Annotated in this window: 24 protein-coding genes and 2 tRNA genes; 17 read left to right on the plus strand and 9 right to left on the minus strand. The window is 66.7% G+C overall.

The genetic code is table 11. The features are described 5' to 3' along the window. Positions 1-169: 169 nt before the first annotated feature. The 9 genes from dnaA (at position 170) to HCR12_RS00045 (ending at position 10,993) form a co-directional block, all read left to right on the plus strand. Positions 170-1,552 (plus strand): chromosomal replication initiator protein DnaA, encoded by a 1,383-nt coding sequence (gene dnaA / locus HCR12_RS00005; RefSeq protein WP_370589349.1) that lies wholly within the window; start codon positions 170-172, stop codon positions 1,550-1,552. A 363-nt stretch (positions 1,553-1,915) separates the two neighbouring features. Continuing rightward, positions 1,916-3,061, plus strand: coding sequence for a DNA polymerase III subunit beta (gene dnaN / locus HCR12_RS00010; RefSeq protein ID WP_166869603.1), 1,146 nt, complete (start codon positions 1,916-1,918; stop codon positions 3,059-3,061). A 44-nt stretch (positions 3,062-3,105) separates the two neighbouring features. After that, a complete protein-coding gene (gene gnd / locus HCR12_RS00015; protein ID WP_166869678.1) occupies positions 3,106-3,990 on the plus strand; it encodes a phosphogluconate dehydrogenase (NAD(+)-dependent, decarboxylating) in 885 nt (294 codons plus the stop codon). Positions 3,991-3,997: 7 nt separating this feature from the next. Continuing rightward, positions 3,998-5,164, plus strand: a complete 1,167-nt coding sequence (gene recF, locus HCR12_RS00020; RefSeq protein WP_166869676.1) for a DNA replication/repair protein RecF — start codon at positions 3,998-4,000, stop codon at positions 5,162-5,164. Further along, complete coding sequence (locus HCR12_RS00025) at positions 5,161-5,658, plus strand: DciA family protein (RefSeq protein WP_224763535.1); 498 nt, start codon at positions 5,161-5,163, stop codon at positions 5,656-5,658. Before recF ends, HCR12_RS00025 begins: the two co-directional genes overlap by 4 nt. 146 nt (positions 5,659-5,804) lie before the next feature. Continuing rightward, positions 5,805-7,775 (plus strand): DNA topoisomerase (ATP-hydrolyzing) subunit B, encoded by a 1,971-nt coding sequence (gene gyrB / locus HCR12_RS00030; protein WP_166869602.1) that lies wholly within the window; start codon positions 5,805-5,807, stop codon positions 7,773-7,775. Between the two features lie 57 nt (positions 7,776-7,832). Next, the gene (gyrA, locus tag HCR12_RS00035) at positions 7,833-10,433 is read left to right on the plus strand and encodes a DNA gyrase subunit A (protein WP_166869601.1); all 2,601 of its coding nucleotides are present in this window, start codon (positions 7,833-7,835) and stop codon (positions 10,431-10,433) included. Then, entirely contained in the window at positions 10,430-10,837 is a 408-nt protein-coding gene (locus HCR12_RS00040; RefSeq protein WP_166869600.1) for a DUF3566 domain-containing protein, read from the plus strand. Before gyrA ends, HCR12_RS00040 begins: the two co-directional genes overlap by 4 nt. A 79-nt stretch (positions 10,838-10,916) precedes the next feature. Further along, positions 10,917-10,993: transfer RNA gene (locus tag HCR12_RS00045), tRNA-Ile, on the plus strand. A gap of 52 nt (positions 10,994-11,045) precedes the next feature. Here HCR12_RS00045 and HCR12_RS00050 read toward each other — a convergent pair. Continuing rightward, on the minus strand, positions 11,046-11,924 hold the full coding sequence (locus tag HCR12_RS00050; protein WP_224763537.1) for an NADP-dependent oxidoreductase: 879 nt from the start codon (positions 11,922-11,924) through the stop codon (positions 11,046-11,048). Positions 11,925-12,053: 129 nt separating this feature from the next. Between HCR12_RS00050 and HCR12_RS00055 the strand changes: the two genes are divergently transcribed. Then, positions 12,054-12,129 (plus strand) — tRNA-Ala (locus HCR12_RS00055). Between the two features lie 7 nt (positions 12,130-12,136). Here the strand turns inward: HCR12_RS00055 and HCR12_RS00060 are convergent. Further along, positions 12,137-12,376: a hypothetical protein gene (locus tag HCR12_RS00060; RefSeq protein WP_166869598.1), complete on the minus strand. Its 240-nt coding sequence runs from the start codon at positions 12,374-12,376 to the stop codon at positions 12,137-12,139. A gap of 130 nt (positions 12,377-12,506) precedes the next feature. Between HCR12_RS00060 and HCR12_RS00065 the strand changes: the two genes are divergently transcribed. Next, positions 12,507-13,043: a TetR/AcrR family transcriptional regulator gene (locus tag HCR12_RS00065; RefSeq protein WP_166869597.1), complete on the plus strand. Its 537-nt coding sequence runs from the start codon at positions 12,507-12,509 to the stop codon at positions 13,041-13,043. An 83-nt stretch (positions 13,044-13,126) separates the two neighbouring features. Then, entirely contained in the window at positions 13,127-13,810 is a 684-nt protein-coding gene (locus HCR12_RS00070; RefSeq protein ID WP_166869596.1) for a hypothetical protein, read from the plus strand. Positions 13,811-13,885: 75 nt separating this feature from the next. On the opposite strand, the gene HCR12_RS13730 is transcribed toward HCR12_RS00070, so the two are convergent. Continuing rightward, on the minus strand, positions 13,886-14,755 hold the full coding sequence (locus tag HCR12_RS13730) for a TPM domain-containing protein (protein ID WP_166869595.1): 870 nt from the start codon (positions 14,753-14,755) through the stop codon (positions 13,886-13,888). Positions 14,756-14,900: 145 nt separating this feature from the next. Then, the gene (locus tag HCR12_RS00080) at positions 14,901-15,476 is read right to left on the minus strand and encodes a hypothetical protein (RefSeq protein WP_166869594.1); all 576 of its coding nucleotides are present in this window, start codon (positions 15,474-15,476) and stop codon (positions 14,901-14,903) included. 67 nt (positions 15,477-15,543) lie between these two features. On the opposite strand from HCR12_RS00080, the gene HCR12_RS00085 reads away from it, so the two are divergent. Both HCR12_RS00085 and HCR12_RS00090 read left to right on the plus strand, forming a co-directional pair. Beyond that, positions 15,544-16,083 (plus strand): peptidylprolyl isomerase, encoded by a 540-nt coding sequence (locus HCR12_RS00085; RefSeq protein ID WP_166869593.1) that lies wholly within the window; start codon positions 15,544-15,546, stop codon positions 16,081-16,083. After that, positions 16,080-17,051, plus strand: a complete 972-nt coding sequence (locus HCR12_RS00090; RefSeq protein ID WP_166869592.1) for a rhomboid family intramembrane serine protease — start codon at positions 16,080-16,082, stop codon at positions 17,049-17,051. Before HCR12_RS00085 ends, HCR12_RS00090 begins: the two co-directional genes overlap by 4 nt. A 147-nt stretch (positions 17,052-17,198) precedes the next feature. Here HCR12_RS00090 and HCR12_RS00095 read toward each other — a convergent pair whose 3' ends face one another. Further along, the gene (locus tag HCR12_RS00095; RefSeq protein WP_166869591.1) at positions 17,199-17,441 is read right to left on the minus strand and encodes a cell division protein CrgA; all 243 of its coding nucleotides are present in this window, start codon (positions 17,439-17,441) and stop codon (positions 17,199-17,201) included. 70 nt (positions 17,442-17,511) lie between these two features. Here HCR12_RS00095 and HCR12_RS00100 point away from each other — a divergent pair, with 70 nt between their 5' ends. The 3 genes from HCR12_RS00100 to HCR12_RS00110 are packed head-to-tail and all read left to right on the plus strand — an operon-like array spanning position 17,512 to position 19,200. After that, a complete protein-coding gene (locus HCR12_RS00100; RefSeq protein WP_166869590.1) occupies positions 17,512-18,396 on the plus strand; it encodes a class E sortase in 885 nt (294 codons plus the stop codon). 10 nt (positions 18,397-18,406) lie between these two features. After that, positions 18,407-18,565, plus strand: coding sequence for a hypothetical protein (locus HCR12_RS00105; RefSeq protein WP_166869589.1), 159 nt, complete (start codon positions 18,407-18,409; stop codon positions 18,563-18,565). After that, positions 18,562-19,200 carry an anthranilate synthase component II gene (locus tag HCR12_RS00110; protein ID WP_166869588.1) on the plus strand — a complete coding sequence of 213 codons (639 nt, stop codon included), beginning with the start codon at positions 18,562-18,564 and terminating at the stop codon, positions 19,198-19,200. The genes HCR12_RS00105 and HCR12_RS00110 overlap by 4 nt, the downstream gene beginning before the upstream one ends. 79 nt (positions 19,201-19,279) lie before the next feature. On the opposite strand, the gene pknB is transcribed toward HCR12_RS00110, so the two are convergent. From pknB to HCR12_RS00130, 4 genes are read right to left on the minus strand one after another with little or no spacing between them, the layout of a single operon-like run. Continuing rightward, entirely contained in the window at positions 19,280-21,001 is a 1,722-nt protein-coding gene (gene pknB / locus HCR12_RS00115) for a Stk1 family PASTA domain-containing Ser/Thr kinase (protein ID WP_224763539.1), read from the minus strand. 39 nt (positions 21,002-21,040) lie between these two features. Beyond that, a complete protein-coding gene (locus tag HCR12_RS00120; RefSeq protein ID WP_166869587.1) occupies positions 21,041-22,687 on the minus strand; it encodes a serine/threonine-protein kinase in 1,647 nt (548 codons plus the stop codon). Further along, on the minus strand, positions 22,684-24,138 hold the full coding sequence (locus tag HCR12_RS00125; protein WP_166869586.1) for a peptidoglycan D,D-transpeptidase FtsI family protein: 1,455 nt from the start codon (positions 24,136-24,138) through the stop codon (positions 22,684-22,686). The genes HCR12_RS00120 and HCR12_RS00125 overlap by 4 nt, the downstream gene beginning before the upstream one ends. Continuing rightward, entirely contained in the window at positions 24,135-25,505 is a 1,371-nt protein-coding gene (locus tag HCR12_RS00130; protein WP_166869585.1) for an FtsW/RodA/SpoVE family cell cycle protein, read from the minus strand. Before HCR12_RS00130 ends, HCR12_RS00125 begins: the two co-directional genes overlap by 4 nt. Positions 25,506-25,507 lie beyond the last annotated feature (2 nt).

Genomic DNA, 25,507 nt, shown 5'->3' on the forward strand with positions numbered 1-25,507 from the left:
CGAGAAGGACTTGTCCACAGAAAGCTGTCCACAACTAAGGTTGTCGTCAGCCACATACCCCCGTTTTCTCCCGTCAACACAAGGGATTGGACTCAGGACACCGTGTGGACAAGGCTGTGAGTAACCAGACGACGACCGGAGAATCATGACGGACCGCGACGACCCGACGATGGCCCTGTGGGCAGCCGTCCAGGAGCGCCTCGCAGCGGATGACCGCATCACCCCCCAGCTTCACGGGTTCATCAACCTGGTCGAGCCGAAGGGCGTGCTCGCCGGATCCATCTATCTCGAGGTGCCGAACGATCTCACTCGCGGCATGCTCGAACAGCGCATCCGGGTTCCTCTTCTCGAAGCACTCGCCGATCTCGGCACGGATGTCTCGAGCTTCGCGATCGTCGTGAACCCCGACATCCAGCCGGTTCTGCAGCCCGTCGCAGAGGAGACGGTCGAGCAGCCGCCGCAGAGCCCGATCGAGCAGGTCAACCCGATCATCGAACTCGGCCGCCGCAGCGACTCCCGCCTCAACCCCAAGTACAACTTCGACAACTTCGTCATCGGCGGATCGAACCGGTTCGCTCACGCAGCCGCGGTCGCCGTGGCGGAGGCGCCGGCGAAGGCCTACAACCCGCTCTTCATCTACGGCGACTCCGGACTCGGCAAGACTCACCTCCTCCACGCGATCGGCCACTACGCCGAGAGCCTCTACCCCGGGATCCGGGTGCGATACGTGAGCTCGGAGGAGTTCACCAACGACTTCATCAACTCGATCGCCAACAACAGGGCGTCGGTCTTCCAGTCCCGCTACCGCGAGATCGACATCCTGATGATCGACGACATCCAGTTCCTGCAGGGCAAGGACTCCACGCAGGAGGCCTTCTTCCACACCTTCAACACGCTGCACGACCACAACAAGCAGGTCGTCATCACGAGCGATGTCGCGCCCAAGCACCTCACCGGTTTCGAAGACCGCATGCGTTCGCGCTTCGAATGGGGTCTCATCACCGATGTGCAGGCTCCTGATCTCGAGACCCGCATCGCGATCCTTCGCAAGAAGGCGCAGTCGGAGCGGCTGCAGGTTCCCGAGGACATCCTCGAGTTCATGGCCACGAAGGTCTCGAGCAACATCCGTGAGCTCGAGGGAACCCTCATCCGCGTGACGGCGTTCGCCAACCTCAACAAGACGCCCGTCGACCTGCAGCTCGTGCAGACGGTGCTCAAGGATCTGATCACGCTCGACGAGGACAACGTCATCTCGCCGGTCGACATCATCAATCACACCGCCGACTACTTCAAGCTCACCGTCGACGACCTCTACGGTTCGTCGCGGTCGCAGGCAGTGGCGACCGCTCGGCAGATCGCGATGTATCTGTGCCGCGAGCTCACAAGCCTGTCGCTGCCGAAGATCGGGCAGCTGTTCGGCAACCGCGACCACACGACGGTCATGTACGCGAATAAGAAGATCTCGGAGCTCATGAAGGAGCGCCGCTCGATCTACAACCAGGTGACCGAGCTCACATCGCGCATCAAACAGGACCAGCGCTACCGACCCTGAGAGCCACCTGAGCGCAAACCCCCCGCTCCCCACACTGTGGATGGCTTGTGGATAAGGTCGGGACAGCGCGCCCCGCGACTGTGGAACTCGCCGGACGCGGGTGTGGAGAACGAATCCCATGAAATCCGGATCCCGGGATTCCTGTCATTCTGATTCCGCAGCCGACTCACAACTTCCACGCGTGTAGTTCCCTGCTCTCACCTGGCTCCGCGAGAGTTGTCCACAGTTTCCACAGGCGTTAATACAATTACAGATCTCTTTTATCTCTTCGCCGCCCGATAACCGAGACCGCCCGAGTCCGTGCCAAGATCGTTGAACACGAAACCCGTGCGAACCCTCTCGAGACCCAGACAGGAGTGACGCGTGAAGTTCCAGGTGAATCGCGACGTCTTCAGCGAGGCGGTGTCGTTCGCAGTCAAGCTTCTGCCGCAGCGCACGACGCAGCCGATCCTCAGCGGCGTCCTGCTCGACGCGACCGACGGCGCACTGACGCTGTCGTCCTTCGACTACGAGGTCTCAAGCCGCACCGAGATCGCTGCGGAGGTCGACATCGCCGGCACTGCGCTGGTGTCCGGTCGCCTTCTCGCCGACATCGCGAGTCGGCTGCCCAACGCACCTGTGGTCTTCGAGACCGTCGACGGAAAGATCCTGGTCAGCTGCGGATCTGCGCGCTTCACGCTGCTCAGCATGCCCGTCGAGGAGTATCCGACACTCCCCCACGTGGATGAGCAGACCGGTGTGCTCCCGGCGGAGGAGTTCGCATCCGCCGTCTCCCAGGTCGCTGTCGCCGCGTCCCGCGACGACGTGACGCCCGTCATCACGGGTGTCCAGCTCGAGGTCGGCGACAACAGCCTGTCGCTCGTCGCCACAGATCGGTATCGCGTCGCCGTACGTGAGATCGACTGGGATTCCGGTTCCAGCTCGGCCGCCGGTGCGACCGCGCTCGTCCCGGCGCGCACGCTCGCCGAGATCGGCAAGACCTTCGCCCACTCGGGCACGATCGGCGTCTCGATCGTCTCCGATGACGACCGTGAGCTCATCGCGTTCAAGGCCGACAAGCGCACGGTCACGTCGCTGCTCATCAAGGGCAACTTCCCTCCCGTCAAGCGACTCTTCCCCGAGACCGTCGAGAACTATGCCGTGCTCAACACGGCGGAGCTCATCGAGGCGACCCGGCGTGTGTCGCTCGTCCTCGAGCGCGAAGCGGCGCTGCGATTCAGCTTCTCGATCGACGGGCTCACCCTCGAGGCCGCCGGCTCCGAGCAGGCCCAGGCATCCGAGACGATCGACGCCCACCTCGTCGGCGAAGACACGGTCGTCTCGCTCAAGCCGTCGTTCCTGCTCGATGGTCTCGGAGCCGTTCATTCCGAGTTCGTGCGCATCTCGTTCACGAAGACCGAGAACCCGAACAAGCCCGGCCCCGTGCTCATCACCAGTCAGTCCTCGCGCGACCAGCCCGGATCCGACAACTACAAGTACCTGCTGCAGCCGAACCTGCTGCTCCGCTGAGAAAAATTTTCGCGACGCGCTTCGCGCGGATCGGAGGGATGCGCATGCACATCGGGCTCGTCGGCCTCGGCCGAATGGGAAACAACATGCGCATCCGGCTTCGTGCGGCTGGCATCGAGGTCACCGGCTATGACCCGAACCCCGCGGTCTCGGATGTCCCCGACCTCACCGGTCTTGCTGCCGCGGTCCCTGGCCCGCGCATCGTGTGGGTCATGGTTCCGTCGGGTGCGATCACCACAGGCGTCATCACCGATCTCGCTCAGGTGCTGAGCCCAGGCGACCTGGTGATCGAGGGCGGCAACTCCAAGTTCACCGAGGACGCGAAGCATGCCGCGCTCCTCGCAGAAAACGGCATCCACTACGTGGATTGCGGCGTCTCGGGTGGAATCTGGGGTGCCGAGAACGGCTACGGCCTCATGGCCGGCGGCGATGCCGTCGACATCGAGCGTGCGATGCCGGTCTTCGATGCCCTTCGCCCTGAGGGTCCGCGCGAAGAAGGATTCGTGCACGCGGGCGGCGTCGGCGCCGGCCATTACGCGAAGATGGTGCACAACGGCATCGAGTACGCGCTCATGCAGGCATGGGCCGAGGGATACGAACTCCTCGAGGCCAAGAACGAGCTCATCCACGATGTGCCCGGTGTCTTCCAGGCCTGGCAGCGCGGAACCGTCGTGCGCAGCTGGCTGCTCGAGCTGCTCGTGAAGGCGCTCAAGGAGGACCCCGAGTTCGCCGACATCGAGGGCTACGTCGAGGACTCCGGCGAGGGTCGATGGACCGTCGAGGAGGCCCTCAACAACGCGGTTCCCGTTCCCACCATCTCTGCCTCGATCTTCGCGCGGTTCGTCTCCCGTCAGGAGGACTCCCCGTCGATGAAGGCGGTTGCGGCCCTTCGCAAGCAGTTCGGCGGGCACGCAGTCCGCTCTTCCTGACGTCGTCGTGTACGTCGCACATCTCGAGCTCGCCGACTTCCGCAATTACGAGTCGGCCTCCCTCGCCCTGCATCCGGGGCCCAATCTGCTCGTCGGCCGCAACGGCCAGGGCAAGACGAACCTCGTCGAGTCGATCAACTACCTGGCAACCCTCGGATCGCATCGCGTGTCGTCGGATCAGGCCCTCATCCGCGCGGGCTGCGACGCAGCGATCGTGCGCGCACGGCTCGAGCACGCCGGTCGACAGGTTCTCGTGGAGCTGCAGATCAACAAGCAGGGCGCGAACAAGGCCCAGGTGAATCGCGCTCCCGCGAAGCCGCGGGATCTTCCGCGGAACGTGCACGTCGTGCTCTTCGCCCCCGAAGATCTCTCGATCGTGCGGGGCGAGCCCTCCGGTCGGCGGCGTTTCCTCGATCAGCTGCTCGTGCAGCTGACGCCGCGCATGGCGGGGGTGCTCGGCGACTACGACCGTGTGCTCAAGCAGCGCAACACCCTGCTCAAGTCTGCGCGGGCGTCGCGGGTGTCGGCGTCGCAGCTGTCGACGCTGGATGTGTGGGATGAGCGACTCGTCGACCTGGGGTCGGAGATCATCGAGGCGCGTGGACAGCTCGTCTCGGCGCTGCGCCCGTTCGTCGCCGAGGCGTACGCGACGATCGCGGGGGATGGGCACGCGGCTGAGCTCGCGAGCGAGCTGTCGATTCTCGGAGCGCGCCCGGATGACGAATTCGAGGTGAACGACGCGACGGTGCGATCCGAGATCGACGCCGCGGAGGCGACCGCCGCATTCACGGCATCTCTCGCGCGGAACAGACGCGCGGAGCTCGATCGCGGGCTCACGCTCTCGGGTCCGCATCGCGACGATCTGCTCCTGCGGCTGAACGGGCTGCCCGCGAGGGGGTACGCGAGTCACGGCGAATCGTGGTCCTTCGCCCTCGCGCTGCGGCTCGCTTCTGCGGCCCTGCTGCGCGCCGAGTCGCCTGCCGGCGACCCCGTGCTGATCCTCGACGATGTGTTCGCCGAGCTCGACGCGACCCGACGAGCCCGGCTCGCGGAGGCGGTGCACGATTACGAGCAGGTGCTCATCACGGCGGCGGTGGAGGAAGATGTCCCTGAGCCTCTCGCCGCGCACCGGGTGCGCATCCAGGCGGGTCGCATCGTCGAGGAGGAGTCGTGAGCGAGCGGCGCGAACCCGAGCACATCGCCGTCTATCGGCGGATCCGCGCGGTTTTCGGCCAGCCGATGGCCACCTCGCGCGATGCGCGCCGGCGACAGGCGGCCGCGCGCGACGAGACGACGGTTCCGTACGGGCTGGGCCGCGATCCGAAGGGCATCGACGATGTGCTGGAACGGCTGACCCAGACGATGGGATGGTCGTCGCCTCTTGCGAAGTCCGAGCTGCTCGTCGCCTGGCCGCGGCTCGTGGGAGATGACATCGCCGCGCACGCGGAGCCGGTGTCGGTCGAGGACGGCCTGCTCACCGTGAAGTGCAATTCGACCGCCTGGGCGCAGCAGCTCCGCTCGATGCGCAGCATGGTGCTGGCGGCGATCGCCGACCAGCATCCCGCCGCGGGCATCGAGTCGGTGCGTTTCATCGGACCGGACACCCCCTCGTGGAAACGGGGCCCACGCGTGATTCCAGGGCGTGGCCCTCGCGATACTTACGGCTGAGACGACAAATCTGGTCTACCGGGCGCGAAACGGGCCGCACAGGCGCGATTAGGCAGGTTTCATCAAGCGCCCTGCGGTAGGATCGAGATGTTCTCGTGACCCCGTTTCGGGGGGCGTGATCACGACCCACAGGAGCCCACCCCTACATGAATTCCTCCACTTCGCGTCCCGCCGCCGACAACTACGGCGCCGAAGCCATCCAGGTACTCGAAGGTCTCGAAGCGGTTCGCAAGCGGCCGGGCATGTACATCGGATCCACGGGTCCGCGCGGTCTCCACCACCTCGTCTATGAGATCGTCGACAACTCCGTCGACGAAGCTCTCGCCGGCTACTGCGACACCATCAGCGTGACGATCCTCGCCGACGGCGCCGTGCGCGTCGTCGACAACGGCCGTGGCATCCCGGTCGACGAGCACCCGATCGAGAAGCGCTCCACCGTGGAGGTCGTGCTCACCGTTCTGCACGCCGGTGGAAAGTTCGGCGGCGGCGGCTACGCCGTCTCGGGTGGTCTGCACGGTGTCGGCAGCTCCGTGGTCAACGCGCTCTCGCACCGCCTCGAGGTGGAGGTGCGTCGCCAGGGTCACGTGTATTCGATGGGCTTCCACGACGGTGTGCCGGATTCGCCGCTCGCACAGGGCGAGGCGACCGACGTCACGGGAACCACCGTCACCTTCTGGCCGAACAGCGACATCTTCGAGACCGTCGAGTACGACTACGACACGCTGCGGAACCGATTCCAGCAGACCGCGTTCCTCAACAAGGGCCTGCGCATCGAGATCACCGACGAGCGTCAGGTCGACGACGAGGGAGCTTTCCGTCACGAGTCGTTCCACTACGAGAACGGACTCGCCGACTACGTCGAGTACCTCAACTCGGCGAAGAAGACCGAGGTCATCCACCCCGAGATCATCTCGTTCGAGGCCGAGGACACTGATCGCCACATGGCCCTCGAGGTCGCGATGCAGTGGACCACCTCGTACACCGAGAGCGTGCACACCTACGCGAACGTGATCAACACCCACGAGGGTGGAACCCACGAAGAGGGTTTCCGCGCCGCGCTCACCACGCTCGTCAACAAGTACGCCCGTGAGAAGGGCATCATCAAGGAGAAGGACGACAACCTCTCCGGAGATGATGTGCGCGAGGGTCTCACCGCCGTCATCTCGGTGAAGCTCAGCGAGCCGCAGTTCGAAGGACAGACGAAGACCAAGCTCGGCAACACCGAGGCGAAGTCGTTCGTGCAGCGCGTCGTCGGCGACCAGCTCGGCGACTGGTTCGAGCGCAACCCCGTGCAGGCCAAGGACATCATCCGCAAGGCGATTCAGGCGGCGACCGCCCGCATCGCCGCACGCAAGGCGCGTGAGCAGACCCGCCGCAAGGGCCTCCTCGAAGGTGGCGGCATGCCCGGCAAGCTCAGCGACTGCTCGAGCAAGGACCCGTCGCGTTCCGAGATCTTCCTCGTCGAGGGTGACTCCGCCGGTGGTTCGGCCAAGACCGGCCGCGACCCCGAGACGCAGGCGATCCTGCCGCTGCGCGGCAAGATCCTCAATGTCGAGAAGGCGCGCCTCGACCGCGCACTCGGCAACGCCGAGATCCAGGCGATGATCACCGCGTTCGGCACCGGCATCGGCGAGGATTTCAACGGCGAGAAGGCCCGCTACCACAAGATCGTGCTCATGGCCGATGCCGACGTCGACGGCCAGCACATCACGACCCTGCTGCTCACCCTGCTGTTCCGCTATATGCGACCCCTCATCGAGATGGGTTACGTGTACCTGGCGCAGCCGCCGCTGTACCGCATCAAGTGGACGAACTCCGATCACGAGTACGTGTACTCGGATCGGGAGCGCGACGCACTTCTGGAGTCCGGGCTCGCATCCGGCAAGCGTCTCCAGAAGGAGAACAGCGTGCAGCGTTACAAGGGTCTCGGTGAGATGAACCACCAGGAGCTGTGGGACACCACGATGAACCCGGCATCCCGCACACTCCGCCAGGTGACCCTCGACGATGCGGCGATGGCCGACAGCATCTTCTCGACGCTCATGGGCGACGACGTCGATGCGCGCCGCACCTTCATTCAGCAGAACGCCAAGGACGTCCGCTTCCTCGACATCTAACGCGGATCGATCGCACCCCCACCTGATCCCGATCCGCAGCCATTCAGAAAGAGACCCATGGCAGACGAGACCACGACCGAGCAGCAGCCGGATCACGACCGCATCGAGCAGGTCGACCTGCAGCTCGAGATGCAGCGCAGCTACCTCGACTACGCGATGAGCGTGATCGTCGGGCGCGCCCTGCCCGACGTGCGTGACGGACTCAAGCCCGTGCACCGCCGCGTCATCTACACGATGTACGACGGCGGGTACCGCCCCGACCGCGGGTTCTCCAAGTGCACCCGCATCATCGGCGACGTCATGGGCCAGTTCCACCCGCACGGTGACAGCTCGGTGTACGACGCGCTCGTGCGCCTCGTGCAGCCGTGGTCGCTGCGCTACCCGCTCGCACTCGGGCAGGGCAACTTCGGCTCCCCCGGCAACGACGGCGCCGCGGCCCACCGATACACCGAGACCAAGATGGCGCCCCTCGCCATGGAGATGGTCCGCGACATCGACGAGAACACCGTCGACATGCAGGACAACTACGACGGCCGCACCCGCGAGCCGTCCGTTCTGCCGGCGCGTTTCCCGAACCTGCTCGTCAACGGCTCCGTCGGCATCGCGGTCGGCATGGCCACCAACATCCCGCCGCACAACCTGCGCGAGGTCGCCGCCGGCGCGCTCTGGGCACTCGAGCACCCGGATGCCACGCGCGAGGAGCTGCAGGAAGCGCTCATCGCCCGCATCAAGGGACCGGACTTCCCGACCGGTGCGCAAATCCTCGGCATCAAGGGCATCCAGGATGCGTACCGCACCGGCCGCGGTTCGATCACGATGCGCGCGGTCGTCAACGTCGAGGAGCTGCAGGGCCGCACCTGCCTCGTGGTCACCGAACTGCCGTACCAGGTCAACCCCGATAACCTCGCGGTGAAGATCGCCGACCTCGTCAAGGAAGGCAAGCTCACCGGCATCGCCGATATCCGCGATGAGTCCTCCGGCCGCACCGGTCAGCGCCTCGTCATCATCCTCAAGCGCGACGCGGTCGCACGGGTCGTGCTCAACAACCTGTACAAGCACACCCAGCTTCAGGAGAACTTCGGCGCGAACATGCTCGCCATCGTCGACGGCGTGCCGCGCACCCTGTCGATCGACGGCTTCATCTCGTACTGGATCACGCACCAGATCGAAGTGATCGTGCGGCGCACCCAGTTCCGCCTCGACAAGGCCGAGGCCGACGCCCACATCCAGCGTGGCTACGTGAAGGCGCTCGACGCGCTCGACGAGGTCATCGCCCTCATCCGTCGCTCCCCCGACGTGGAGGAGGCGCGTGCTGGCCTCATCAAGCTGCTCGACATCGACGAGCTGCAGGCCGACGCGATCCTTGCGATGCAGCTGCGTCGCCTCGCCGCGCTCGAACGCAAGAAGATCCAGGACAAGCTCGCCGAGCTCGAGAAGGAGATCGCCGGATACCAGGCGATCCTCGCGAGCGAGGAGCTGCAGCGCGGCATCATCACCGACGAGCTCACCGAGATCACCCACAAGTTCGGCGATGACCGTCGCACCGAGATCATGTTCGGCTTCGACGGCGACATGAGCGTCGAGGACCTCATCCCCGAAGAGGAGATGGTGGTCACCGTCACACGCGGTGGGTACATCAAGCGCACCCGCAGCGACAACTACCGCTCGCAGCACCGCGGAGGCAAGGGCGTCAAGGGCGCCCAGCTGCGCGCCGATGATGTCGTCGAGCACTTCTTCGTGACGACGACGCACCACTGGCTCCTGTTCTTCACCGATAAGGGCCGCGTCTACCGCACGAAGGCGTACGAGCTGCAGGAGGCCGGCCGCGACGCGAAGGGTCAGCACGTCGCGAACCTGCTCGCGCTGCAGCCCGACGAGCAGATCACCCAGATCCTCGACCTGCGCGACTACGAGCAGGCGCCGTACCTGGTGCTCGCGACGCGCGGCGGCTACATCAAGAAGACGGCACTGTCGCTCTTCGACACCAACCGCACAGGCGGCATCATCGCCATCAACCTCAACGAGGGCGATGAGCTCGTCTCGGCGATGCTCGTGGATGAGACGAGCGACATCCTGCTCGTCTCGCGTCACGGTCAGTCGCTGCGCTTCACCGCCGACGACACGTCGCTGCGTCCGATGGGCCGCTCGACCGCCGGCGTGCACGGCATGAAGTTCCGCGATGACGACACGCTGCTGAGCGCATCCGTTGTCGACCGCGGTTCGGATGACGAGACGCTCGAGGGCGACGACGACGCCGAGGTGAACGACGGCCCGTTCGTGTTCGTGGTGACCGAGGGCGGCTATGCCAAGCGCACCGCGGTGTCGCAGTACCGGGTCCAGGGGCGCAACGGATTCGGCATCCTGGTGGCCAAGCTCACCGAGGCGCGGGGCGACCTCGCGGGCGCTCTCATCGTCGAACAGGACGATGAGGTTCTCGCGGTTCTCGCCAGCGGCAAGGTGGTAAGGTCTGCCGTGGCCGAGGTGCCCGCCAAGGGCCGCAACACGATGGGTGTGAAGTTCGTCAACCTCACGGGAGACGACCGCATCATCGCCATCGCCCGGAACAGCGAACGCAACCTCGCAGCCGACGCCGATGAGGCAGCCGCGGAGGACGCGGAGGGTGCCTCCCCCGAGACCCAGAAGGACGAGAACGCATGAGCAGTGTCGCCGAGAAGCTCCAGCGCAAGGAGCACCGCAACAGTGCGGCCAAGCAGGTCCGGCTGAAGCTCGTCTACATCGACTTCTGGTCGGTCGTGAAGCTCAGCTTCCTGATCTGGCTGTGCCTCGGCATCGTGCTGGTGGTTGCGTCGGCGCTCGTCTGGATCGTGCTCAACTCGACCGGCATCTTCAACAACCTCGACTCGCTCCTGGTCGACATTCTCGGCAACGAGCAGTTCTCGATCACGAACTCGTTCGGCATCGGGAACGTCATGCTGTTCTCGTTCGTGGTCGCGCTCGTCAACACCGTGACGGGCACGATCCTCGGCGCGATCGCAGCGCTTCTCTACAACCTGAGTGTGCGCATCACCGGCGGCCTGCTCGTCGGCTTCCAGAACAGCTGAGCGTTCGGCCGTTTTGGTTCCTCGCTGAATCGTGAGGTACTGTAGCTGAGGCCGTTCGGGGACGAACGGATCCTCTCTCGGGGCTATAGCTCAGGCGGTTAGAGCGCTTCGCTGATAACGAAGAGGTCCCAGGTTCAAGTCCTGGTAGCCCCACCATCCACACGAAAGCGCCGCAGGATTCCTGCGGCGCTTTCGTCGTTCCACGGGTCTACGGCAGAAGCACGATCTTGCCGCGCGCGCTGCCCTGCTCCGCGAGCTCCGTCGCCTCGACCACGGCGTCGAGCGGGAAGGCGCGCGCGATCTCCACGTCGAAGCGTCCCTCGGCGGCGAGCTGCGCCGCGAGGGCGATTCCTTCCGCACGCCAGGCCTCCTGCTCGGCGGTGAGCGGGTGCGGGCTGCCGCCCGACCATGCCTGGATTCCCCAGCTGTCGGCATCCGCACCGCGCACGATCGTGCCGATGTGGGAGCGGTCATCGACCAGCTCGAACGAGGCCCGGATCGCGTCGTCGGTGCCGACGGCGTCGAGCACACGATCGACACCTGCGGGGCTGATCGCATGCACCCGCTCGACGAGCCCCCCGCCGTAGACGGTCGGGATGGCGCCCAGCTGGCGCACCCGCTCCTGATTTGCGGGGCCCGCCGTGCCGATCACCGTCGCGCCCAGCTCCCGCGCGAACTGCACCGCCGCCTGACCGACCGATCCGGATGCCGCGTGCACGAGCACGGTCATCCCTTCGGTCACGCCGAGAGAGCGCAGCGCCTGGTACGCGGTGCCGGCGGGGATGCCGAGACCGGCGGCCTGCGCCCAGCTGAGGGCGCCGGGCTTGCGGGTGAGTCCGTCGACGGGCACGCACACGTGGGTGGCGTACGTGCCGCGGCCCTTCGTGACGATCACCTCGTCGCCCTCGACCCATCCGTCGACGCCTTCACCGACCGCGACGATCACGCCTGCGCCATCGAGACCGGCGGTGCGCGGGGCGGTGATCGGGCTGCTGGCTCGACGCCCATCGCGGAGCTTCGCGTCGATCGGGTTGATGCCCGCGGCCTTCACTTCGACGACGACCTCGCCAGCTTCAGGGGAGGGCATCTCACCCTCCACCACATGAAGCACCTCGGGGCCACCCAACTGCGTGTACTGAACGAATCGCGCCATAGTGACTCCAACCTGCCATGGCACGACGGGATTCCCCGAACGGGGTAAGCTGGATCGTCGTACGGGGCCTTAGCTCAATTGGTAGAGCGCCTGCTTTGCAAGCAGGAGGTCAGGGGTTCGATTCCCCTAGGCTCCACCACTTCGCTTCATCGGCCGTGTCGGCTGCCGTCTCGTGCTCCCACAGCACCAGCTCCACCTCGTGACCCGCGCCGACCTGCGGCTGCAGCCTCGTCATCCCACCCGGCGTCCCGGTCGAAGTGGTTCTCGAACACGCGCGCGCAGCTGAACAGGTCACGCACCAGCTCCGCGTCCAGGGGAAGAGCGTCGGGCTCGAGCCCGCCCTCGATGTCATCCCAGAGCGAGAAGCCCGCGGCGTAGTCGTTCATGAGGCGGATGCGGCGGGGGCGTCTCCTTGTGCTCGCTCCGCATGATGCCCGCTCCGGGGCTGGCCGCATAAGCGTCCCCGGGTTCTCCACATGTGGACAACCTGTGTACACAGCATGTACTCTCGACCGCGTGCCGCTCCCCCGTTTCCAACGGCTCGCCCTCGAGGAGCGCCGTCGCATCCTCGCGGTCGCCGCGAGGCACATCGCCGATCGCGGACTCGACGGCATCTCGCTCGGGCAGCTCGCCGACGAGGCGGAGATCTCGCGCTCAGCGCTGTACACCTACTTCGACGGGCGCGACGATGTGATCCGCGCGGCCACCGACGCAGCGGGGAATGCGGTGGCTGACGCCGTCGGTGCATGGGAGCGGCATGCGGATGCCGACAGGTTCTGGTCCGCTCTCGACGCCGCGCTCTCGCGGATGCGTGATCTGCTGGCTCGGCGCCCCGAGCTGCGCAGCAGCACCTCTGACGGCCTCGGCGACTGGTTGGATGACGTGCTCGCGGATGCAGAAGCCCTCGGTCTCGTGGCCACAGCGAACCGTGCGCTCGCCCGTGCGGCGACCGCGGCGATCATCGAGGCGGCGGACGGCCTCGACGCCGCTCAGCCTGGTGCGGTTCCCGTGGGCGACATCCGCCGCATGCTGGGTCGCGTCTGGAGCGGATAGCTGGGTGAACCCCTCGTTCCAGCACGCGAACGGGGGGAGCACGATTGCCTGGACAGTGTCCAGGGGACGAATACCGTGTTGACGTGACCGAAACCACCGCACTCACTGAGACCGACGACGCCCCCGAGAGCCACCGCAGCTACCTGATCGAGCTGCTCATCGTGATTCTCCTCGGCATCGTCTCCATCGCGACCGCGTACGCCACGTTCCAGTCGTCCCTCTACGACGGCAACCAGGCGTCGAGCTACAGCGTGGGAGGCAAGGCGCAGACGGAGGCCGAGTCGCTCTACCTCGAGGCGAACCAGCAGTACATGCAGGACACGCAGACCCTCGCGCGCCTCACCGAGCTGCGCATCCAGGCGGACGCTGGCGATGCCGTGGCCGCCGAGTCGCTCGAGACCCTGTACTTCATGAACGTCTCCGAGGAGTTCGGCGTCGCCATCGAACGAGCGGATGCCGCCAACGCCGCCGACCCCGAGTACTACACGAGCCCGCTCGACGACGAGGACTACCAGCACAGCCTGTTCAGCGGGTGGGCTGAGAAGAACGACGAGGCCGCGGCGTCCCTCGCGGCCGGCGACGAGGCCAACGGCCACGGCGACCGTCAGACCCTCGCCGCGACGCTCATGGCGATCACGCTGTTCCTCCTCGGTGTCGCCGCGGTCGTGCGCCGCGAGCGCACCAAGCTGCTGCTCATCGGCATCGGAACCGTCGTCTTCGTCGGATCCATCGTCATCTCGGCGACAGTGCCGTTCGTCTGGCTGTAATCCGCGCACACACGATGGCGCCCGCCCCCGCGAAGGGGACGGGCGCCATCGTCGTTCGGTGACCGTGTTCGGGGGTTACCAGTCGCCTCCGCCGGACGAGCCGCTGTCGAAGCCGCCTCCACCGAAGTCGGAACCGCCGCCGCTGTCCCAGTCGCTGCCGCCGCCGGAATCCCAATTCCAGCTCGAGTCGTCACCGCCCGAGAAGTCGGATCCGCCGCCTCCACCCGAGCCTCCGAGGCCCGCGAAGAGCGCCCAGAGCAGCAGACCCCCGACGATGAGGAAGAAGATCCACCCGCCCCAGCTCGTGCCGCCTGATCCGCGCGCCGTCGCACCACCGGACGTGTTCGCCATCGCGCGGGGGGTGTAGTCGGAGACGCGACCGGAGTGATTGGCGAGGTAGGTCTCGACGAGCGCGTCGGCTCCATCGCTCAGGCCCTTCACCAGATCGCCCGCCTTGAAGGTGGGGATGAAGACACCCTGCACGATCCGTGTGATGGTCTCGCCGTTGAGGTGCGGCGCGATGCCATTGCCGGCGACCACCTGCACTCGGCGCGGCTGGCGAACCATCAGGATGTAGAGCCCGTTGTCTTTGTCCGCGTCGCCGACACCCAGCTCATGGGCGCGCGTGCGCGCGTACAGCTCCGCGTTCTGGGTGATCGTGTTGACCGTCTCGACGACCACCACGACATCGTGTTCGTCGCGGATGCGGCGCAGGTGCGCCGAGAGGGTGCGCTCCTGATCGAACGTGAACAGGTCACCCGTGTCGATGACGTTCTCGTTCGCCTCCTGCGCCTTGGGGGTGTCCACGACGATCATCGCCGGATCGTCGGCACGGAAGGTCGAGCGGCAGTAGAGGCAGTGCCAGACCCCATTGGTGTCCTGGCGGAGCTCGGTCGAGCCGCAGTTCACACAGTTCTGCTCGGACAGCGGGATGGAATCGTTCATGCGGGACGGCCAGGGCGTTGAGTCACGGCGACCTCCGGGTTCGGGTGGCGAGCCCATCCTGCCACGACGGCTACGCAGCCTGGATACGCCGACGGCGCCTCACGCTGAGCGAATCAGCGGGGCGCCGTCGGGAGAAGATGCGAGCTCAGAACTCGTCTTCGTCATCTCCGGCGTCGATCGCGCCGACGTCCGAGAGGTCTTCGATCCACAGGTCTTCGTCAGCGCGGAGCGTCTGCCAGGCGGCGTATGCGACACCCACGACGGCCACGACGCCGAGTCCGATCGCGATGTAGGTGGCGGGGCCGGGACCGCGACGGCTGGGCGCCGGAACGATCGCGGGTGCGACCCGGTTGCCCGCGCGGGCGGCCGAGCGCACGACCTCGCGCACGCGCGGGTTGCGCGCGGCCTCGAGAACGGCGATGGCGGATCCGATGGCACCGGAGAGTGCGGGGAGCACGTCGCCGACGACCTTGTCCTTCACCGCGCCGCCTGCGGAGCGCACTCCCGCGACGCCGCCCGCGACGACCGGCTGGACGCGGTCCTCGTAGACATGCTGGACACGGGGGACGACCTCTTCGCGTGCCAGTGCGTTGGCCTGGCGCGTGGCCTCCCGCAGAACGAAGTTCGCCTGCTCGATCGCCTCACGCTGCTGGGTCCAGAGGTCGTCAGCGGAGCGCTTGAGCTTCTTCAGTTCCTTCTGACGCTTGCGGGACAGGGCCATGGAGTCCTCCGTTTGCGGTTGAGCGTCTCCCCATCCTGCCACGGGCCCCTTGTGAAACAATGGGGAAATGGCTCTTCCCACCGCTGTTGCGACCATTCACACGTCCATGGGTGACATCAAGGTCAACCTGTTCGGCAATCACGCCCCCGTCACCGTCGACAACTTCGTCGGCCTGGCGACCGGCACCAAGGAGTGGAAGCACCCCGGAACGGGCGAGGTCTCGACCAAGCCCCTGTACGACGGCGTGATCTTCCACCGCATCATCAAGGACTTCATGCTGCAGGGCGGCGACCCGCTCGGTCAGGGCATCGGCGGCCCCGGCTACCAGTTCGACGACGAGATCCACCCGGAACTCGCCTTCAGCACCCCCTACCTCCTCGCCATGGCGAACGCCGGCAAGCAGATGGGCCGCGGCACCAACGGATCGCAGTTCTTCATCACGACGGTGGCGACCCCGTGGCTCAACGGCAAGCACACCATCTTCGGTGAGGTTGCCGATGACGAGTCCAAGCGCGTCGTCGACGCGATCGAGGCTGTGGCGACCGACGGTCGCGACAAGCCCCTCCAGGATGTCGTCATCACGAGCATCGACGTCGAGACCCTGTGAGCACACCCCGCTTCGGCGAGATGCATGACGCCGATCCCTCGGTCTGCTATCGCCACCCGGACCGTCAGAGCTGGACCCTGTGCCAGCGCTGCGGACGCACCATCTGCCCTGAGTGCCAGATTCTGGCACCCGTGGGCGTGCAGTGCCCGGAATGCGTCGCCGAAGCGGGCGGCTCTGTGGCGTGGACGCCCACCCACACCAAGCCGGTGAAGCGGAAGGCGGCCGCCCGCCGCCAGTCGTCGCGCCAGCGTCCGCAGTCGGGCTTCGCCGCGAAGCTGTCGCAGATGATCCGCCCGGATGGTGCGGCCCCGTCGCTCAGCTGGGTGTTCGCGGGTGCCGTTGTCGCCCTCTGGGTCCTGGGGCTCCTTACGCAGAACCGAGTCCACTTGCTCCTCGCGGCCAGCCCCTCGGTGTCGCTGCTGGACCCCTCTGTGTCTTTGCAGGACTCCTCGGTGTCGCTCCAGGTGTGGCGCTACGCGACAGCCCCGTTCGCGACGATGGCGTCATTCAACTTCGTGAGCATCCTCTCCCTCGCGATCAGCCTCTTCTTCTGGCTGTATTTCGCTCCTTCTGTGGAGAAGTCGCTCGGGCGCAGCAGGTTCGTCCTGATCTTCATCGCGTCGGCGGTGTTCGGGTCGGCGGCGATGGTGATCTTCGGTGCGACGGCGTTCGGCCTCGGTGCTCCGCTGTTCGGTCTCTTCGGCGCGTACGCCGTCTCGGTGTGGTCGTATCCGCCAGCGCGCAACCAGATCCTCATCGTGCTCGCGCTGAATGTGGCGATCAACCTCGCGATCGGCGGCGGCTACTCGCTCCCGTACATCCTGGGCGGTGCGGCTGCGGGCGCCGGCTCGGCGTATCTGCTGTCGTACTACGCGGAGCGTCCGAGGTCGAAGCCGTCGACGCCGTTCCTCATCATCGGTGCGGTGCTCGCGGGGATGATCATCCTCGCGATCGCGACGAACCTCTGATTCCACATTTCCACAGCGAAGGCCCCCTCGTCCTACGGGAGAGGGGGCCTTCGCTATCTGCAGTTGTGAACACCTTTGAACAACGTTGTCCACAGGTTCATCCACAGTGTGGACAGAATCACACGGGTGTAATTCCTGTGATCCCGGTCAGCGCCAGCGGGTCGTCATGAGGAAGCCGATGAACATGATGCCGAAGCCGATGAGGATGTTGCCGGCCTTCAGCTCCGGGATCGGCAGCGAGTTCTGGCTGATGTAGAACACCAGGATCCACGCGAGGCCGAGAAGCATGAAGCCGAACATCACCGGCTTGAACCACACCGGGTTCGGGGTGTTCTCGTTCTTCGGAGTCTCGTCGTCAGACGGCTTGATTCGGGTATTGGGGCGAGCCATGCCGAAGATCATACCGCGCATGCCCTGAAGCACCCTCGGGTGCAGGTGGGGGAACCGTAGACTCGTGACTATGAGTGCCCTCCCGGACAGCCTGCAGGACGACGCTCCGTCGATCCCTGCGGAGAGTGACGGAGCTGGACCCGCCGGTCGTCGCCAGCGTCGGGAACAGGTGCGCCGCCGCACGGCGCGCCGCCGCGCGAGCGTCGTCGGCGTGCTCGGGGAGCTCCTCCTCACGGGCGGTGTCGTCGTGCTGCTGTTCCTCGGGTGGCAGCTGTGGCTCAGCGAGCTCATCATCGGCAACGAGATGCGCCAGGAGTCCGCGCAGCAGACGCAGGAATGGAACGAGCAGGCTGCGGCCGACCGGACACCCGTTGAGCCGGCGCCCACGGAGGAGCCCGCCCCCGACGAGCCGCTCCCCGAGATCGCGCTCAACCCGCCCGTTCCGGCCGTCGCCGCGGATGCTGCCAAGTTCGGCATGCTCATCGTTCCGCGCTGGGGTGCCGACTACTACCGCACGATCGCCGAAGGCGTCGACGCGGCCGCCGTCCTCGACCGGGGTCGGCTCGGGCGCTACCCGACGACGCAGATGCCCGGAGAGGTGGGCAACTTCGCCCTCGCCGCGCACCGGATGGGCAAGGGCGGATCGCTGCACTACGTCGATGAGCTGCGTCTGGGCGATCACATCTACGTCGAGACCGCAGAGGGCTGGTACCAGTACTCCTTCCGCAACCTCGAATACGTGCGGCCCACCGGAATCGGGGTGCTCAACCCCGTCCCGCAGATGACGGTCGCGGCGCAGGGCGAGCGGTTCATCACGCTCACGAGCTGCAACCCCGAGCACACCACCTCGGAGCGCATCATCGCGTACGGCCTCTTCGACCGCTTCTACCCCCGTGATCCGTCGGCGGTGGGCAACGGCGCCCCCGCCGAGATCGCCGCCACCGTCAACAAGTGAGGACCCGCTGATGTACGCAGCCCTGTGGAGGGTTCTGCCCGGCCCGTGGTGGGTGCGGGTGATGCTTCTCATCGTGCTTGCGGCAGCAGTGCTCGCCGCTCTCGTATTCTGGGTATTCCCCTGGGTGGATCAGCTGCTCAGCTCGCAGGAAGTGACAGTGATCGAATGACGCGCGTTCTCGTCGTCGACAACTACGACAGCTTCGTCTACACGCTCGACGGCTATCTGCTGCAGCTGGGCGCTGAGACGGAGGTCGTGCGCAACGACTCCTTCACCGCCTCCGACGCGGCCTCCCGGATCGCCGACTACGACGCGGTGCTGCTGTCACCCGGCCCCGGCACCCCGGCCGACGCCGGCGTCTCGATCCCCGTCGTGCACGCCGCGCTCGAGACCGGATCCCCGCTGCTCGGGGTGTGCCTCGGACACCAGGCGATCGCCGAGGCGCTGGGCGCCACCGTGACGCACGCCGACGAGCTCATGCACGGCAAGACCTCGCTCATCACCCACGACCACTCGGAGTTCTACGCGAACGTGCCGCAGCCGTTCCGTGCCACGCGCTACCACTCGCTCGCCGTCGTCGACAGCACGGTTCCCGCCGAGCTCGAGGTCACCTCGCGTACTGACGGCGGCATCATCATGGGGCTCCGTCACCGCGATGCGCCCATGTTCGGTGTGCAGTTCCACCCCGAATCGGTGCTCACCGAAGGCGGCTACCAGATGCTCGGCAACTGGCTTGAGGCGGCCGGACTCGCGGGGGCTGCGGAGCGCGCCCGCGGACTCAGCCCGCTCGTGAAGCTCGCCTGATCACGCCGTGCCGAGGCGCTCTGCGCCGTGATCCGCAACGATCCCACCGGGCCCGGCTCAGCGAGCTGGCGCGGGACGATCAGCCGTTGCAGTAGCCGAGCGTGACCGTCGAGCGCTGAGGCATCTCGCCGGCGGCCGACTGGGTGGTCACGGCGTTGCCCGAGCAGTCGCGGTTGGGCGACAGCTTGACCGTGATCTGCAGCGACTGCAGCGTCGACTGCGCGGTCTCGATCGGCTGGCCCTTCAGGTCAGGCACGTTCACGAGACCGTTCGAGACCACGAGGTTGACGGTCGCCCCCGCACGCACCGACGTCTGCGAGGTCAGCACCGACTGGGCGTCGTCGATCGTGATGCCCATGACCTGACCGCCCGCAACGGTCGGCGAGTAGTCCGGTGTGATGGTTCCCGGCACGAGACCCAGCTCCTGGATCTTCGCGAGCGCATCCGCTTCGCTCATGTAGACGAGCGACGGCAGGGTGACCTGCGGCGCACCGAGCGAGACGTAGACCTCGATGGCTTCCCGAGGGCTCACCTTGGTGCCCGGCTCGATGCTGAGAGACACGATCAGTCCCTCAGGCACGTCCGGGTTGGGACGCTCGACAGCGACGGGGCGCAGCCCTGCTTCGGTGAGCTGGGCGATGCCGTCGGCGGCGCGCTGCCCCGTGACATCCGGAACCGTCACGGAGGCGCCGGTCGAGACGAGCGTCGTGGGGGTGAGGTTGAACACCCACACCATCGCCGCGATGATGATCGCCGCCATGATCGTGACGCCCGCCCAGATCCAGGCGACCGGGGGTCGGCTCTGGGTGCGAACGGGGCGGTTCTCGTCATTCACGAGGCGGCGGAGGGTCGCCTCGGATGAGGCGGTCGACGTGGGGTTGACGCCGAACAGCGTCGCGTTGAAATCGTCGGTCGCGGGAGCGTGGTCGGGGATCTTGCCGCCGGCGGCGATCTCGAGATCGCTCTTGAACTCGGCAGCGCTCTGGAACCGCTCGAAGCGGTCCTTCGCGAGAGCATGCATGACCACGGCGCTCAACGCGGGCGAGACCGACGGCTTGATGCTGTTGGGGGCCGGAGGCATCTCGCTGACGTGCTGGTACGCGACGGCCACCGCGCTGTCTCCGCGGAACGGAGTGCGCCCGGTGAGCATCTCGTAGAGGACGACACCCGTCGAGTACAGATCGGTGCGGGCATCGACGACCTCACCGCGTGCCTGCTCCGGCGAGAAGTAGTTGGCGGTGCCGAGCACGGCGCTCGTCTGTGCGACGTTCGCCGACGACTCCGACACGGCGCGGGCGATGCCGAAGTCCATGACCTTGATCTGGCCGTTGCGCAGCACCATGATGTTCGATGGCTTGATGTCGCGGTGCACGACACCTGCACGGTGCGAGTACTCGAGCGCGGTGAGGATGCCCGCGGTGATGCGGGTCGCCTCCTCGGCGTCCATCGGCCCTTCGGCGATGCGAGTCGAGAGAAGGGTGCCGTCGATGCGCTCCATCACGATGAACGGCAGCTGCATCTCGTGGCCGTCGGGACCCGTGACGGTCTCCTCGCCGGCGTCGAAGACACGAACGATCGTGGGGTGCGCCATGCGCGCCGCGGCCTGGGCCTCCTGGCGGAAGCGGGTGCGGAATGACGGATCGGTGGCGAGCGAGGGGCGCAGCAGCTTGATGGCCACCTTGCGGCTCAGTCGGGTGTCGAAACCCTCATGCACTTCGGCCATGCCGCCACGACCGAGGAGTTCGCCGATCTGGTAGCGACCGGCGAGCGTACGCACGCTTGATGTCGCCTGATCATTCACGCGTGAAGTCTACCTGTGGGACCATGCCGACGAGTCAGCCTACGGAGTGATGCTGATGCTGAGGGTCGACGACGCGTTCGAGGTGATCCCGCCCGCGCATCGAGCCACGTAGGTCACCGTGGCCGAGGACCCCGGTGCTCCCAGCTCGATGGGGAAGGTGGTTGCACTTCCCGCTGCCACCGTGTGCGACTCGGGTGTCGCGTTCGTGATCGTGAACTGGTACGACTCGAGCGGATTGCTCGCAGGGCATCCGGAGTAGTTAGGGAACGAGATGGCGATCTCGTCGCCGGATGCACCGGAGGTCGGCGACGCCGTCGGCGTTCCTGGGGCGCTCGGCGTGGGGAACTCCCCGTACACGGTGATCGTGATCTTCGAGCCCTTGGGCACGTTGCCGAACGGGCTCACATCCTGCACGCGGCCGGCCTTGCCAGGTGAGTCGGGCGCGGGCCCGACCTTCGAGTCGTACGAGAAGCCCGCGTCGAGCGCCTCGAGCGCGGCGACCGCCTCGTCGAAGGTGAGGCCGCGGAGGGCGTCGCGATCCACCCGCACCGAGTTGGGCGTGGGTGTCGTCGTGTTCGGAGGTGCCGTCGTCGTCGACGGGGCCGCGGGGGCCGTGGTCGTGTTGGTCGGGGTCGGCTCGGGCTGCGGCTGCACCGCGATGACGATGATGATGGCGATGAGCGCGACGGCGAGCAGGGAGACGATCGCGATCAGCGGCCACATCCAGGGACTGCGCTGAGTCTCGGTCTCCGTCGTCGGCTCCTCCACGCTCTCGGTGGTGGAGAGCACGCGCGTGGCGGCCGTCGAGCTGCCCGCGATCGCCGCTCCCGCGGCCACGCCGGGGACAGCAGCGGCGGCGCCCGCGATATCCCCCCGGCGCAGAGCCTGCGCGGCGCGAGCGAAATGAGCGGCAGTGGCCGGGCGGTCTTCGGGTCGCTTCGCGATCGCCGAGTACACGAGGTTGCGCACGGGCTCCGAGATCGTGTTCGGCAGCTCGGGCGGCGGCTCGTTGATGTGCGCCATCGCGATCGCGACCTGCGACTCGCCCGTGAACGGCCGACGGCCGGCGAGAGCCTCGTACGCGACGATGCCCATCGAGTAGATGTCGGTGGACGGCGACGCCGGGTGCCCGCTCGCCTGCTCGGGCGAGAGGTACTGCACCGTGCCCATGACCTGACCGGTGGCGGTGAGCGGCACCTGGTCGGCGATGCGGGCGATGCCGAAGTCGGTGATCTTGACGCGGCCGTCGGGAGTGATCAGCAGATTGCCGGGCTTGATGTCGCGGTGCACCAGGCCTGCCGAGTGGGCGGCCTGCAGCGCCGACGACGTCTGGGCGATGATGTCGAGCACGCGATCGGTCGACAGCACCTTCTCGCGTTCGAGCACAGTCGAGAGCGCCTCGCCGGGCACGAGCTCCATCACGAGGAAGGCAGAGCCGTCCTCCTCGCCGTAGTCGAAGACGTTGGCGATGCCCTCGTGGTTCACGAGCGCCGCGTGACGTGCTTCGGCGCGGAAGCGCTCGAGGAAGCCCGGGTCGCCCAGATACTCGTCCTTGAGGATCTTGATGGCGACCGTGCGGCCGATCACGAGGTCTGTGGCCTGCCACACCTCGCCCATGCCGCCGATCGCGATCCGGTTCGACAGCTGGTAACGCCCACCGAAGGTGAGCCCGCTTGTGGGTCTCATCTGTTCAGCACCGCCTCTATGACCTTCTTCGCGATCGGAGCCGCGATCCCGTTACCGGAGCCGGACTGTCCTCGTCCAGCTCCATCCTCAAGCAGTACTGCGATCGCGATCTGGGGGTTGCTCGCTGGCGCAAAACCTGTGAACCAGAGGCTGTACGGGTCGTCGGCGCCGTTCTGCGCCGTCCCCGTCTTGCCTCCGACCTCGACACCATTGATTCTCGCACCGCTCGCGAAGCCGCTGTCGACATTCGACACCATCATCTGAGACATGCTCGCCGCCTGCTCAGGGGTCAGCGGGGTGCGGTACTCCGTCGCCTCGAACTCCTCCAGGAGCGACAGGTCGGCTGCCGTGATCGACTGAACGAGCGTGGGGTGCATGATCACGCCGCCGTTGGCGACGGCCGCCGAGAGCATCGCGATCTCGAGCGGAGTGGCGCGCACGTTGCCCTGGCCGAACGACTGCAGCATGAGCTGCGCCGTGCTCTCCGGCTGGGGGAACACACTGCGCGAGACGCGCATCGGGATCCGCAGATCCGCGTCGTCGAAGCCGAACTCGGTGGCCGTCTCGGAGATCGCGTCGAACCCGAGCTGCGCGCCGAGCTCCGCGTAGGGGATGTTGCACGACAGGCGGAACGCGTCCCTGATCGCCACCGTCTCGCCGCCGCCGCAGGTGCCGCTGTTCGAGTTGGTGATGTTGGTGCTCGTACCCGGGAGGGTGAGCACCGGCGGGTTCGGAAGCTGCGTGTCGGGAGCGAGGCCATTGCGCAGCGCCGCCGCCGTCATGAGCACCTTGAACGTCGATCCGGGCGGGTTCATGTCGCCGCCGATCGCGCGGTTCTGCAGCGGATCGGCGGGGTCGGCGAGCAGGGCATCGTAGTTCTGGGTGACGACGGACTGCACGTGCCCGGCGAGCAGGTTGGGGTCGTACGAGGGCTTCGACACCAGAGCGAGGATGCGGCCCGTGCTCGGCTCGATCGCGACGATCGAGCCCTGCAGATCGCCGAGGGCGTCCCACGCCGCCTGCTGGATGACCGGGTCGATCGTCGTCTGAACAGTTGCCCCGCGGGGGTTCTGGCCGGTCAGCACGCCGTTGAGGCGGTCGAGGAACTGCTCGCTCGCGCGCCCGGTGAGGAAGTCGTTGAGGCTGCCCTCGAGGCCGGTGTTCTCGCCGTGGATCGTGAAGTAGCCCGTGACGGGGGCGTAGAGGGCTCCCTGCGGGTACACACGCTGGTACTTGTACTGGTCGTCCGACGGCACCGACTCGGCGATCACCTCGTCGCCGGCGATGATCTGGCCTCGCTCCACCGAGAAGCTCGCGTAGAGGGTGCGTGTGTTCCGCGCATCCGCCTGCAGGTTCTGCTGCTCGACCACCTGGATGAGCGACGTCGAGACGCACAGCGCCAGGAACATGCCGAGCACGAGGGTGCCGACGCGACGGAGCTCCTTGTTCATGCGGACGCCCCCTTCTCGACGACGACGTGCGGCTGCTGACGCACCGAATCCGAGAGCCGCAGCAGAAGCGCCACGATGATCCAGTTCGCCACCAGGGACGAACCGCCCGCGGCGAGGAACGGAGTCGTGAGACCGGTGAGCGGGATGATGCGGGTCACGCCGCCGACGACGATGAACACCTGCAGCGCCACGACGAACGACAGACCCACTGCGAGGAGGCGACCGAAGTCGTCCTGGCCGGCGACTGCGATCCGGAACCCGCGGGCGACGAAGATCATGTACAGCGCGAAGATCGCGAAGAGGCCGATGAGCCCGAGCTCCTCGCCGAGGCTCGCGATGATGTAGTCGCTCTCGGCGAGCGGCACGATGTCGGGACGCCCGCGCCCGAGGCCCATGCCCACGAGCCCACCGTCGGCGAGGCCGAAGATGCCCTGCACCAGCTGGAAGCTGCCGCCCGACTTCGAATAGATCTCGGGGTTGAACGCGTCGAGCCAGTTCTGGAAGCGGCCGTTCACGTACGGCAGGGCGCGGCTCGCGATCCACGCGCCGCCGACGAAGAGCGTGAGACCGATGAGGATCCAGCTCGCCCGCCCCGTGGCGACGTAGAGCATCACCAGGAAGATTCCGAAGTAGAGAAGCGCCGTGCCCAGGTCGCGCTGGAACACGATGACACCCATCGAGAGCAGCCACACGACGAGGATCGGGCCGAGGTCGCGGGCGCGCGGCAGCTGCATCCCGAGGAAGCGCCGACCCACGAGCGACAGCGAATCACGCGCCGTCACGAGGTAGCCCGCGAAGAAGATCGCGAGCGCGATCTTCGCGAGCTCGCCCGGCTGGAACGAGAAGATGCCGAGACGGATCCAGACATCCGCGTTCGCGCCCGTCTCTCCGATCACGGGAAGCGCCGGCAGCACCAGCAGCACGATTCCGACGAACATCGCGATGAAGCGGTAGCGCTGCAGCACGCGATGGTTGCGCACGAGAAGCAGGATCGCGATCGCGAGAACGAGCGCGATGCTCGTCCAGACGATCTGACGCACGCCGAATGCCGCCCAGCCCTGGTACTTCTCGGCGATGTCGAGGCGGTGGATCATCGCGATTCCGAGGCCGTTGAGCATCGTCGCGATCGGCACGATGAACGGATCCGCTTCGCGTGCGACGATGCGCTCCACGATGTGCAGAACGAGGACGAGCGCCGCCGGGAAGCTCGCCAGGACGAAGATCCCCGGCTGGACCTCGCCGACAGCCCCCAGCTCCACGAGCGCGATGGCCATCGCGCCCATCGCGAGGGCCGCGAGGATCAGCAGCAGCTCGAGGTTGCGCAGGCGCGCGGGCGTCCGCAAGCGGATCCGGATGGTGCTCGTCATCG

This window comes from Salinibacterium sp. ZJ70, from assembly GCF_011751865.2.
Classification (GTDB): Bacteria; Actinomycetota; Actinomycetes; order Actinomycetales; family Microbacteriaceae; genus Homoserinibacter.